Origin of the sequence: Bradyrhizobium sp. CW1, from assembly GCF_023100665.1 — a bacterium.
GTDB lineage: Bacteria > Pseudomonadota > Alphaproteobacteria > Rhizobiales > Xanthobacteraceae > Bradyrhizobium > Bradyrhizobium canariense_D.
The window spans coordinates 2,683,945-2,695,874 of sequence record NZ_CP064684.1; the positions used below are offsets into that span (position 1 = coordinate 2,683,945).

The 11,930-nt window shown below is 64.5% G+C and carries 10 protein-coding genes; 7 read left to right on the forward strand and 3 right to left on the reverse strand.

Translation table 11 applies throughout. From position 1 onward, the window contains the following. Positions 1-6: 6 nt before the first annotated feature. A complete protein-coding gene (locus IVB54_RS13045; protein WP_247452883.1) occupies positions 7-1,539 on the reverse strand; it encodes a bifunctional aminoglycoside phosphotransferase/ATP-binding protein in 1,533 nt (510 codons plus the stop codon). Between the two features lie 192 nt (positions 1,540-1,731). On the opposite strand from IVB54_RS13045, the gene IVB54_RS13050 reads away from it, so the two are divergent. From IVB54_RS13050 to IVB54_RS13070, 5 genes are all read left to right on the forward strand, one after another. Continuing rightward, complete coding sequence (locus IVB54_RS13050) at positions 1,732-2,562, forward strand: universal stress protein (RefSeq protein WP_247777267.1); 831 nt, start codon at positions 1,732-1,734, stop codon at positions 2,560-2,562. Between the two features lie 69 nt (positions 2,563-2,631). Then, complete coding sequence (locus IVB54_RS13055) at positions 2,632-5,325, forward strand: bifunctional acetate--CoA ligase family protein/GNAT family N-acetyltransferase (RefSeq protein ID WP_247452879.1); 2,694 nt, start codon at positions 2,632-2,634, stop codon at positions 5,323-5,325. A 103-nt stretch (positions 5,326-5,428) separates the two neighbouring features. Continuing rightward, positions 5,429-6,565, forward strand: coding sequence for an ABC transporter permease (locus IVB54_RS13060; protein WP_247452877.1), 1,137 nt, complete (start codon positions 5,429-5,431; stop codon positions 6,563-6,565). 2 nt (positions 6,566-6,567) lie between these two features. After that, positions 6,568-7,335, forward strand: a complete 768-nt coding sequence (locus IVB54_RS13065) for an ABC transporter ATP-binding protein (protein ID WP_247452875.1) — start codon at positions 6,568-6,570, stop codon at positions 7,333-7,335. 3 nt (positions 7,336-7,338) lie between these two features. After that, positions 7,339-8,442, forward strand: a complete 1,104-nt coding sequence (locus IVB54_RS13070) for an ABC-type transport auxiliary lipoprotein family protein (RefSeq protein ID WP_247452874.1) — start codon at positions 7,339-7,341, stop codon at positions 8,440-8,442. Positions 8,443-8,448: 6 nt separating this feature from the next. Here the strand turns inward: IVB54_RS13070 and IVB54_RS13075 are convergent, their stop codons facing one another. After that, positions 8,449-8,766 carry a c-type cytochrome gene (locus IVB54_RS13075; protein ID WP_247452873.1) on the reverse strand — a complete coding sequence of 106 codons (318 nt, stop codon included), beginning with the start codon at positions 8,764-8,766 and terminating at the stop codon, positions 8,449-8,451. Positions 8,767-8,914: 148 nt separating this feature from the next. Between IVB54_RS13075 and IVB54_RS13080 the strand changes: the two genes are divergently transcribed. Beyond that, positions 8,915-9,625, forward strand: coding sequence for a helix-turn-helix domain-containing protein (locus IVB54_RS13080; protein ID WP_247452871.1), 711 nt, complete (start codon positions 8,915-8,917; stop codon positions 9,623-9,625). A gap of 496 nt (positions 9,626-10,121) precedes the next feature. After that, a complete protein-coding gene (locus IVB54_RS13085) occupies positions 10,122-10,850 on the forward strand; it encodes a Crp/Fnr family transcriptional regulator (RefSeq protein WP_018454810.1) in 729 nt (242 codons plus the stop codon). Here IVB54_RS13085 and IVB54_RS13090 read toward each other — a convergent pair. Further along, entirely contained in the window at positions 10,847-11,623 is a 777-nt protein-coding gene (locus IVB54_RS13090) for a cyclase family protein (RefSeq protein WP_018454809.1), read from the reverse strand. The genes IVB54_RS13085 and IVB54_RS13090 overlap by 4 nt on opposite strands. Positions 11,624-11,930 lie beyond the last annotated feature (307 nt).

Consider the following 11,930-nt stretch of genomic DNA (forward strand, 5'->3'; position numbering starts at 1 on the left):
ATTGCCTTACTTGCTCTCGGCGATCGCGTCCCGGCAGTTCTGGAGCGTCTGCTCTTGCGTCCCGGATGCATCGATGGTCGCCCAACCGACATGGCCGATATTATAGTGCTCTTGCAGCGCGGCAACCTCTTGCGTGGCGTCGGATGCGTCGCCCCGGCGGCCCCCGATCCGCGCCTGCCGAGTCGCGAGGTCTGCAACCAGAAAGAGGCCGCTCAGCGGCACGTTGCGCTCGCGCGCCAGGGCGGTGACCGCGTCTCGTTCGTCCTCACGGGCGAACACGCCGTCGATGATCGCTGAGTGGCCTTGCGCCAGCACCCGCCCGGCGTGCTGAGCCAGCATGTCGTAAACGCGGGCCGTGACCTCCGGCGTGTATGCGGATGCCGGCAGGCGGCCCGTTTCCTCGACCCCTAACGTCTGCTTGCGGACGAGGTCGCTGCGCAGCACGACGGCCCCCGGCTGCGGCGTAACGTCCGGCGCGAGCGCGCGTGCCAAAATCGTCTTTCCGGTGCCTGACAATCCGCCGATTGCAATCAGTCGGGGAGCGGGAGGATGGATCAGCGCGCGGGCGAGGCCAAAATAGCGCCTTGCCTCGTCGAGAATACTGGGATCATCGGAATGCGGCGGCTTCAGCCGTGCCAGCGCGACCTGGGCGCGGATCGCCGCCCGGATAGACATGAACAGCGGCAGTGCGGAGAGCGCGTCGAGATTTTCGACTGGCGTCGCGGCGAGATAGCGGTTCAGCACGATGTTGGCCGCGCGTGCCTGATCGTGGTGCAACAGATCCATCAATCCGAATGCGAGATCGTAGAGCACGTCGGTGGTTGCCATCCGGGCGTCGAACTCGATGGCGTCGAACAGCACCGGCCGCTCGTCGATCGACACGATGTTCGCAAGATGCAGGTCGCCATGGCAGCGGCGCACGAAGCCTTGACGGCCGCGCTCTTCGAGCAAAGGCCGGAGGCGGAGGAACATTGCTTGCGAGTCTCTGCCGAGTTCTGCGATCTCTTCGGTTTCGAAATGATTGCCGGTCCGCAGGCCATTGCTGTTGCCATCGATCAGGCCGGGGATGGAGGAAACCCATGGGCTGCCGTCGGCGCGAACAGCCTGCGCATGCGAAGCGGCGATCGCGTCGGCGACAGCCGAAGCAAAAGTGTCATCCAGCGCTCCGGCCTTGGCCAGATGATCCAACGTCCGGCTTTCGTCGAAGCGCAACATCTCGACCGCATACTCGATCGGCCGGCCGCTTCCGTCGACCTTCACCGATCCATCGGGCTCTTCCGTGATCGCCACGACGCGGTGATAGATCTGCGGCGCCAGCGGCCGGTTGATCCTGATCTCCTCCTCACACGCCGCCTTGCGCTTCTCGAGCGTCGAATAATCGAGGAACGGAAACTGCACGGCGCGCTTGATTTTCAGAGCACGCCTGCCTTCGAGAAAGACCGAAGCTGCGTGCGTATCGATCCGCCTCACGTTCGGATGACCCGCGGAATTGGTGAGCGCCGCAAAGATCCGGTCCTGGGTCGCAGAATCGTCTGTCATTCCAGCTGGTGCGTCCAGATGCGTCGGAAGGCGGCCCGCCGGCAATCAGGGTAATCCATAGAAGCAGATCGCGACCAGTCCTTGACTTCGGTCAACGCCTGTCTCCTTCCGACCGCTCGGAGTTCCCGGGCTTGACGAGGATCAAGCGTCCCGACCAAAGCCGGCCTATTCTGGTGCCTGAGGAGAATCCCGATGCCCATCAAGGACGTCTTTCTGCCGCTCGTCGGCCAGCCACGCGGTCCGGCCCTTGCTGCGATCGAGACATGCGTGGCCGTTGCCGCCGACCTCGGCGCCAGGATCACCGCGCTGGCACTCGAGGAGGATGCTTTCGTGCGACCGACGGTGATGCTCCCCGATGCGGCCGAGGCAAACGGGTCGGTTGGCGCGGGCGACAGTCAGCACCTCCTGGATGCGTTCACCCGTGCAACCTCCCGCACCGGCATTCGCGCTCAAAGCCGGTCGGCCAAGGTGCCGGCAGACCAGATCGCGTCAGTCCTGGCCGAACACGGGCGCTTCAGCGATCTCACGCTGCTCCCCGTGACGCCACACGACAGCCGAACCGAGCACATCATCGAGACGCTCCTGTTCGAATCCGGGCGGCCAGTGCTGCTCTGCCCGGAGCAGCATGTGGACGAACTGCGCCCGGAATTCGAGAACGTCATGATCGCCTGGGATCACTCCGCGCGTGCGGCGCGGGCGGTCGGCGACGCGCTGCCTATCCTTCAGGCAGCAGCCCTAGTCCGCGTGGTGACCGTGGCGGACGACAAGTCCGACGCGATCGTGCAATCCGGCACGGCTCTCGTCGATCATTTGAGGGAACACGGGGTCTACGCCTCGTTCGAAACCGCGAAGGGCAACGGCAGCTCGATTGGCAAGGTGCTCGGAAGCTGGGCGAATTCCCATGCCATCGATGCGATCGTGATGGGCGCCTACCATCATTCGCGCCTGAACGAGATCGTTTGGGGCGGTGTGACAAAGACCGTCATTGGCGAACCACCGTGCTGGGTTATGCTCTCGTACTAGGCGGGTCGCCAGTTCATCAGCCTGATCGTCAACCATCGGAACCGCCACCGACCGGGCGCATTTGCTTTCATGTCAATCTATCGTCTGAAGAACCTGCTGTCGCCGCGTTCGGTCGCGCTCGTCGGTGCGAGCGCCCGCCCGGCCTCCGTTGGACGCGCCGTTCTGGAGAACATCCGTAAGGCTGGATTCACGGGACAGTTCGGCCTCGTCAATCCGCGCCATGCCGAGATCGGCGGCGTCGCGGCCGTAGGCAGCCTCGATCAATTGCCGTTCGTGCCCGAGCTTGTGATCATCACCGCGCCGGCGCGCGCGGTTCCCGGCATTGTCGATCAAGCCGGGCGGCGCGGCTCGGCGGGTGCCCTGATTGTCTCGGCTGGGCTCGGCCACGGACCGGGATCCCTGCACGAGGCTGCCATCACTGCGGCCCGCAAATACGGCATGCGGCTGATCGGGCCGAACTGCCTGGGCATCATGATGCCCGGCGTGAGCCTCAACGCGAGTTTTGCCGCGCACATGCCGGGGCCCGGGAATCTCGCGCTGATCTCGCAATCGGGCGCGATCGCGGCCGGCATGGTCGATTGGGCCGCGCAGCGCGGCGTTGGCTTCTCCGGCATCGTCTCGATCGGCGATCAAATCGACGTCGATCTTGCCGATCTGCTCGACTATTTCGCGATGGATCACAAGACCCGCGCGATCCTGCTCTATATCGAGGCCATCAAGGACGCGCGCAAGTTCATGTCGGCCGCGCGCGCCGCGGCGCGCGTGAAGCCCGTTGTCGTGGTGAAGTCCGGCCGAATGGCGCAGGGCGCGAAGGCGGCCGCCACCCATACCGGTGCGCTCGCGGGCGCCGACGCCGTCTATGACGCGGCGTTCCGCCGCGCGGGCGTCCTGCGGGTCTCCGATCTGCGCGAGCTGTTCGATTGCGCCGAGACGCTCGGCCGCGTCGAGTCGCCGGCGGGAAAGCGCCTCGCCATCCTGACCAATGGCGGCGGCATCGGTGTCCTCGCTATCGACCGGTTGGTCGAGCTCGGCGGCATTCCGGCGACCATCTCGGCGGATGCCCGCAAGAAGCTCGATGACGCGCTGCCGCCGACCTGGTCCGGCGCAAATCCCGTCGACATCGTGGGCGACGCCGATGCGTCGCGCTATGCGGCGGCGCTCGACGTGTTGCTCGCCGATCTCGACAACGATGCGGTCCTCGTCCTCAACGTGCAGACCGCGATCGCCTCGGCGGCCGATATCGCAACGATGGTGACCGAACGTGTCAAGGCATATCGCGAGAAGCACCGCAGTTGGGCCAAGCCCGTGCTCGCCTCGTGGATCGGAGCAGACCAGAACATCATCGAAACACTGTCCGGCGCGGGCATCCCGAACTATCCGACCGAGGATGATGCCGTGCGCGGCTTCATGTACCTCGTGAGGCACCGCGAAGTGGTGGAGGAACTGAGCCAAGTTCCACCGGCGATGCCCGAGACTTTCGTGCCGGACGCACGTGCTGCGAAGCAGATCGTAGCTGCTGCCATCGCAGACGGCCGCCAATGGCTCGAACCGGTCGAGATCAAGCACCTGCTCGAAGCGTACGATATCGCGATGGTGCCCACTTACGCCGCGGCGGATGTCGAGCAGGCGGTGGCCTACGCGAAAGAAATCTTCGCGCAAGGCGCCACCGTCGTGCTGAAAATCATGTCGCGCGACATCGTTCACAAATCCGATGTCGGCGGCGTCGTGCTCAATCTGACGACGGTCGAGGCGGTGCGCGCCGCCGCTACCGATATTCTCGCCCGGGCGCGCAAGCTGCGCCCGCAAGCCCGCATCGAGGGGGTCATCCTGCAGGCGATGGTCGTGAAGGCGAAGGCGCGCGAGTTGATTCTGGGCCTCGCCGACGATCCGACCTTCGGGACCGTCGTGGTGTTCGGCCGCGGCGGGACCGCGGTCGAGATCATCAACGACAAGGCGCTTGCGCTGCCGCCGCTCGATCTGCAACTGGCCCGCGACCTGATCGACCGCACGCGCGTGTCCCGGCTGCTTCGCGCTTACCGGGACGTGCCGGCGGTGAAGCCCGACGCCGTCGCCATGGTCCTAGTCAAGCTGGCGCAGATGGCCGCCGACATTCCCGAGATCCGCGAATTCGACATCAATCCGCTGCTGGCGGATGAAACCGGCGTGACCGCGGTCGACGCTCGCGTCGTAGTCGGGCCGCCGCAACGGAAGTTTGCCGGCTCCGGCGCCGCCAACTTCGCCGTTCGGGCCTATCCGTCGCAATGGGAGCGCCGCCTCAAGCTCAAGGAGGGCTGGCGGATCTTCGCGCGGCCCCTGCGTCCGGAGGACGAGCCGACCATCCACGCATTCCTGCGTCATGTCACGGCGCACGACCTTCGTCTGCGTTTCTTCGCGCCGATGAAGGAGTTCACCCACGAGTTCATCGCGCGCCTGACCCAGCTCGACTACGCGCGGGCGATGGCCTTTATCGCATTTGACGAGGCGACCGGTGAGATGGTCGGCGTGGTCCGGCTCCATTCGGACTCGATCTACGAGAGCGGTGAATATGCGATCCTGCTGCGGTCCGACCTCAAGGGCAAGGGTCTGGGATGGGCCCTGATGCAGCTGATCATCGACTACGCGAGATCGGAGGGCCTCAAAGCGATCTCGGGTGATGTTCTCAGGGAGAACACCACCATGCTGGAGATGTGTCGCCAGCTCGGCTTCGATGTGAAGCCGGATCCGACCGAGCCGGATATATGCGATGTCAGGCTGAAGCTCTGAGCGCGCCGCTACAGCTGGCCTTGAGACAGGTCAAGCCGGCCGCCCCATGCTGGCCTAGAACTGCCGGCTGAACGGGACCCGGTTGTCCCGATGAGGTGGAAGCGTGAATTCCGAACCGCTGTTGCTGGCAACGCCCTCCGGCGAAGAGCTGAAATTGTGCCCGGAAGGCCCGTGGATTGCCGCGAACGTGTCGATGCTTGAGACGTTGTCCCGGTCGGTCGGGGCGGATGTCGATCGATCCAGAGCCGTGACGCTGGACATGTCGGGCGTCAGCGCGCTTGACACGCTCGGCGCCTGGGTCCTGGAAAAGCTGTCGCGCAGGGCCTCATCATCCGGTCAAGCGGCCGAGTTTATCGGTGTCGCCGACCATTTCAGTGGCCTGATGGACGAGGTGCGTCAGGTCAACCGCCAAACGCCGCTGCCGGCGCCTGCACCCAACCCTGTTCTGCTCAGGCTGAACGATCTCGGCAAGTCCACGGTCGGCGCGCGCGAAGACATCACGATCTTTCTTCAAATGCTGGGCGCGCTGTTCATGGCCCTGATCGGCGTGCTGCGCCGGCCGCGCTCGCTGCGACTGACATCGCTGATCTATCAGCTCTACCGCATCGGCTGGCAGGCCATCCCCATCGTCGTGCTGATCACCTTCCTGATCGGCGCTATCATCGCCCAGCAGGGATTTTTCCATTTCCGCAGGTTCGGCGCGGAGTCCTACACCGTCGACATGGTCGGCATCCTGGTGCTGCGCGAGCTCGGCGTGCTGATCGTCGCCATCATGGTCGCCGGCCGCTCGGGAAGCGCCTACACCGCCGAGCTCGGCTCGATGAAGATGCGCGAGGAGATCGATGCGCTTTCGACCATGGGCCTCGATCCCGTCCACGTCCTGATCCTGCCGCGGGTTGCGGCCCTGGTGATTGCGCTGCCGATCCTTGCCTTCATCGGATCGATTGCCGCACTCTATGGCGGCGGCCTAGTCGCGCAGTTCTACGGCGGCATGGCGCCGGCGATCTACATCGCGCGGCTGCACGAGGCGATCTCGGTCACCCATTTCGAGGTGGGCATCCTGAAGGCGCCGTTCATGGCGCTGGTGATCGGAGTAGTCGCCTGCAGCGAGGGCTTGCGCGTGAAGGGCAGCACCGAATCGCTGGGACGACAGACCACGACGTCGGTGGTCAAGTCGATCTTCCTGGTGATCGTGCTCGACGGCCTGTTCGCGATCTTCTTCGCCTCGATCGGAATGTGATCATGGGCGAATCGCAAGAGCAGTTCGCGATCAGCGTCCGCGACCTCGTGGTCGGCTTCGGTCGGCAGACCGTGCTCGATGATCTGTCGCTCGACGTGCGCCGGGGTGAGATCCTCGGGCTCGTGGGGGCGTCCGGTGGCGGCAAGTCGGTGCTGATGCGAACCATCATCGGCCTCATCTCGCGCCAAGGCGGGACCATCGAGGTTACGGGACGGCCAATCGGCGGCCGCACCGAAGGCGCGGCCACGACCTGGGGCATCCTGTTCCAGCAGGGCGCGCTGTTCTCCTCGCTGACGGTCCGGCAGAACATCCAGTTTCCGCTCCGTGAAAATCTCGTCCTGTCGCAGGAGCTGATGGACGAGATCGCGATCGCCAAGCTCGAAATGGTCGGGCTGCGGCCCCAGGATGCCGATAAATATCCGGCGGAGCTATCCGGCGGCATGACCAAGCGCGTGGCGCTGGCGCGCGCGCTCGCGCTCGATCCGCCGATCCTGTTCCTGGACGAGCCGACCTCAGGCCTCGATCCGATCGCGGCGGGCGATTTCGATGCGCTGATCGGGACGCTGCAAAAGACCCTCGGCCTCACCGTGTTCATGGTCACCCATGATCTGGCGAGCCTGACCACGGTCTGCGACCGCGTCGCCGCTCTCGCTGACGGCAAGATCGTGGCGATCGGTCCGATGCGCGAGCTGCTGCAATCCGAGCATCCCTGGGTGCGCGCCTATTTCCACGGTAAGCGCTCGCAGATGCTGCAACACGAGATGAGATGAGACATGGAAACCCGCGCTCCCTACGTGCTGATCGGCAGTTTTGTCCTGGCCGCGATCCTCGCGGTGTTCGGCTTCGTCTATTGGCTGAACAACACCGGCGGGATCGGGCCGCGCACCAGCTATCACGTGCAATTCCAGGGCCCGGTGCCCGGTCTTCTGGTCGGCGCCGGCGTGCTGTTCAACGGCATCCGCGTCGGCGAGGTCACCCAGCTCGGGCTTGCGCCGGATAATCCACGTTTCGTCAATGCGACGATCTCGGTTGCTTCAACCACGCCGGTGCGTGCCGACAGCAGGGTCGGGCTCGATTTCCAGGGGCTGACCGGCGTGCCGGTGGTGACGCTGGAGGGAGGCGTCATCGTCACCAAATCCGGCGAGCCCCCGACCTTGATTGCCGAGGCCGGTGCGGGCCAGAGCATGACGCAGGCCGCGCGCGATGCACTGCGGCGGGTCGACACCGTGCTGGAGGACAATTCGGGCCCGCTGAAGGACACCATCGCCAATCTCAAGACCTTCTCCGACGGGCTTGCGCGCAACACCGGCAAGATCGACGGCATTTTGGCGGGCCTGGAGAAGATGACCGGCGGCGGAACGCCGGCGCAGAAAGTCACCTATGATCTGCGCACGCCGCAGAACCTCGGTCCGGGCGGCAAGACGCTCTCGGCGTCACTGGCCATCCCCGAGCCGACAGCGGTCGCCATGCTCCAGACCCAGCGCATGCTGTTCGCGCCGGGCGGCGATAATCCGGGCTTTGCGGACTTCCTCTGGGCCGACAGCATTCCCAAGCTGATACAGGCGCGTCTGATCGACAGTTTCGAGAACTACGACATCGCCCATGCGCCGTTGCGCACGGCCGATCTCGGGCAAGCGGACTATCAGCTGCTGATCGACATCAGGCGCTTCCGCATCGCCACCGAGGGAGAGACACGGGTCGAGATCGGCCTGTCGGCACGGATCGTCGACCAGAACGGCAAGGTGGTCGCCTCGCGTCTCGTCGAGACCAGCGAAAAGCTCGACAAGGTCGAACCGGCCGCGGCGGTCGCGGCGTTCGATACGGCCTTCACCCGCATCGCGAAGGAGCTGATCGGCTGGACGGTGCAGGCGGTATGAGGGCGGCTATTCCAGGGTCTTGAGGTAGGACAGGAGATCGTGAATCTGGTCCGGACTGAGCTCGAAGGCCGGCATGTCGGCGTGGCCGGTGTTGATGCCCTCGGCCAGCGCCTCCCCAAGGCTCTCGATCAGATAGCGCTGGTGCAGGGCTCGCAGCGGCGGTGCGATCTTGAGCGGACTGTTCGACGTACGGTCGATCGCGTGGCAACGAGCGCAATTGCCGCGCGCAAAGGCCTTGCCGCGTTGTTCGGCGGTCGGGGCCGCCAGGGCAGGCGTCATCAGAAGCAACCCGACCAACCCGTGACGCAGCGTGCCTTGCAGCATGTAAAGTGACCCCGTTTAAGCCCGGGAGAACAATAGGGCGGGGATTCCCTCCAAAATTGATCTGGGTCAACCGGCTTTGGCGCAGTGCAGTAAAATGCATCCGCGCGACGGAGTGGGCCTGATGGGCAGCCGGCGCTTGGAGCGGTCGATGAAGCCCGTAGTCACGATTGAGCCGAACTGGCAGCTCTGCAGCGATTGCGCCGTCCGCGCATCAGCGGTTTGTTCGTCGTTGGATGCGGTCGAGCTTCGGGAATTCGAGCATCTCGGCCGGCGCGTCCATTTTTCCTCAGGCGAGACTGTGTTCTCCGAGGAGGACATCACGACCTCGTTCTACAATCTCCTCGAGGGCGTCATGCGGCTGTACAAGCTGCTGCCCGACGGCCGCCGGCAGATCGTGGGCTTTGCCTTGCCCGGCGATTTCCTGGGGATGAATATTTCTGGCAGGCACAATTTTTCGGCCGATGCGATCGGCGCGGTGACCGTATGCCAGTTCGCGAAGTCACCCTTCGGCCGTTTCATCGAGGACCGGCCGCATCTCCTCAGGCGGATCAACGAGCTGGCGATTCGCGAGCTGAGCCAGGCCCGGGACCATATGGTCCTGCTCGGCCGCCGTTCGGCGGACGAAAAGATTGCGGCCTTTCTGCTCAGCTGGCGCGAGCGGCTGGTCTTGCTGAAGCGGGCGTTGGAGACGGTTCCGCTTCCAATGAGCCGCCAGGACATCGCCGACTACCTCGGTCTGACCATCGAGACCGTCAGCCGCACCTTCACCAAGCTGGAGCGCCACGGCGTGATCGAGATCATTCATGGCGGGATCAGCCTGCTCGATCCGGCGAAGGTCGAGGCCTTGGCCGCAGCCTGATTCCGACGCAGCGCGGCTCGATTTTGATCGGCATCAATGCATTCGGCCGGGTGCCCCGAATAATGCTCAAAATCACAGGGGAGAGCATCATGCCGGCTGACGCGTTGCTTATGAGCACCATTGTCGTGGCAATCTTTGTCACCTTCGCCGGGGCTCTGGCCTGGGCAGACCGGCAAACCAGTCCAGGCCGGCCTGAGTCGGATGTCAAGCGTCGAAGCTTCTGAGATCACCGTCCCATCTTGCGGCGTCCGCGGGGCGGGCTATGCCGTGCGAGTTCGGGACGGTTGGCAGCGCCTCAACGCAAGGTGGCGTGCGCACTTGCAACTCTGCATCGACTGGGACGCATTGGCTCATCCTTCGGCTGCTGGCTTCACCCCTGACCGCGGCATTTTCGCCGCGTTTGCCTCAAATGGGGCGCATGCTTTCCGGTTGAAAAACTGGGCTACACTGACTACGCAGGGACCCCAGTGCCTCGCAGTCTTAGGAGCCCAGTGGCGTGCCTCAGGACAAGACCGGCGACGACCCCCGACAAGCGGCGGGGAATAAATTATCGGTCCTGCGCAAGCACCCGATCTTTGCGGATCTGGAGCCGGAGGCGCTGGATCAGCTCTGCCGCTACGCCAAGCACACCACGGTGAAGCGCGGCGCGACGATCGCCGCCAAGGGCGATCCCGGCAACAATCTGTTCGCGGTGATCACAGGGACGGTGAAGATTTCCTCTTCGTCGCCCGACGGCCGCAACGCCATTCTCAATCTGATCGGGCCTGGAGAGATCTTCGGCGAAATCGCGGTGCTCGACGGCGCCCCCAGGTCGGCCGATGCGACCGCCAACACCAATTGCGAGCTCTACATCATCGATCGCCGGGACTTCCTGCCGTTCGTGAAGAGCCAGCCGGCGCTCGCAATGAAATTCATCGAGCTGCTCTGCGCGCGCCTGCGCTGGACCAGTCAGCAGGTCGAGCAGGTGATCCTGCAAAATCTGCCGGGCCGGCTTGCGAGCGCGCTGCTCGGCCTCACCGAAGAGCGCAAGTTCGACTCCGGCAGCGGCACGCTCGCCATCACGCAGCAGGAGATCAGCGAGATGGTGGGGATGACGCGCGAGAGCATCAACAAGCAATTGCGCGCCTGGGCGGGCCGCAACTGGGTTCGCCTCGAGCACGGCGCCATCGTCGTGCTCGACATTAATGCCTTGCGCGAACTCGCCGAGAGCGGGCTCGACAGCTAGCTGTCGATGATCGCGACGGCGCGGGTCCAGCCCGCGGAGGCCCGCTCGATCTTCACCGGAAAGCACGAGACCGTGAACCCGGTCGAAGGCAGCTGGTCGAGATTGTGCAGCTTCTCGAGATGACAATAACCGATGTGCCGTCCCGCCTTGTGGCCCTCCCAGATCAGACCGGCATCTTTCGTTTCGGCATATTTCTTCGCGGTGTGGACGAACGGCGCGTCCCAGCTCCAGCCGTCGGTGCCGGTCAGCCGCACGCCGCGTTCGAGCAGATACATGGTGGCCTCATAGCCCATGCCGCAGCCTGAGCTGACATAATCGGCTTGGCCGAACCTGGCGCCGGCGCCGGTGTTGACGACGACGATCTCCAGCGGCGACAGCGCATGCCCGATCCGCCTCAACTCCTTCTCGACGTCGTCGGCGCTTGCCACGTAGCCGTCGGGCAGATGCCGGAAGTCGAGCTTCACGCCGGGCTGAAAACACCATTCCAGCGGGACCTCGTCGATCGTCCATGACCGCTCGCCGCGATTCATGGTTGGATGGAAGTGCCAGGGCGCATCGAGATGCGTGCCGTTATGGGTCGACAGCGAGACCTGCTCGACGGCCCAGCCCTGGCCGTCCGGCAGGTCCTGCGCCGTGAGGCCGTCGAAGAACTGCAGCATCCGCGGCAGGCCCTGCTGGTGATCGATGTACTGGATCGTCGGGTGATTGCCCGGCGGATCCGCCGTCACGTCGTTTCTGAGCGGCACGGAGATGTCGATCAGCTTCCGCGGCATAGGCATTCCTCGGGATGGTCCGTTTTGCTTCGCAGCATCTTGAGGGGGCCGCACCGGCGGCGTCAAGCAACGCGCATGAGCGCTTGCCGCGTCAGACGACAGATGATTTCGGAAAAACTGGACGAGGAGCCGGCTGTCTGCCCAAAGCCGGTCTGATCCATCGATGCAACTCTAGCATTGATCGATGCCGGATTTGGCTTGGACAGAGAATGCCGCGCGCCCTAGGGACGACGATGGCGCTTGACTTCACACCGGAAGTGGAGCGACCCAAGGCGGCCCGCAGCATCTGCCCAACGATATAATCACC

Excerpts from the sequence above, each read along its gene's own strand:
- IVB54_RS13045 (WP_247452883.1), bottom strand. The coding sequence starts at position 1,539 with ATGACAGACGATTCTGCGACCCAGGACCGGATCTTTGCGGCGCTCACC.
- IVB54_RS13050 (WP_247777267.1), top strand. The coding sequence starts at position 1,732 with ATGCCCATCAAGGACGTCTTTCTGCCGCTCGTCGGCCAGCCACGCGGT.
- IVB54_RS13055 (WP_247452879.1), top strand. The coding sequence starts at position 2,632 with ATGTCAATCTATCGTCTGAAGAACCTGCTGTCGCCGCGTTCGGTCGCG.
- IVB54_RS13065 (WP_247452875.1), top strand. The coding sequence starts at position 6,568 with ATGGGCGAATCGCAAGAGCAGTTCGCGATCAGCGTCCGCGACCTCGTG.
- IVB54_RS13070 (WP_247452874.1), top strand. The coding sequence starts at position 7,339 with ATGGAAACCCGCGCTCCCTACGTGCTGATCGGCAGTTTTGTCCTGGCC.
- IVB54_RS13075 (WP_247452873.1), bottom strand. The coding sequence starts at position 8,766 with ATGCTGCAAGGCACGCTGCGTCACGGGTTGGTCGGGTTGCTTCTGATG.
- IVB54_RS13080 (WP_247452871.1), top strand. The coding sequence starts at position 8,915 with ATGAAGCCCGTAGTCACGATTGAGCCGAACTGGCAGCTCTGCAGCGAT.
- IVB54_RS13090 (WP_018454809.1), bottom strand. The coding sequence starts at position 11,623 with ATGCCGCGGAAGCTGATCGACATCTCCGTGCCGCTCAGAAACGACGTG.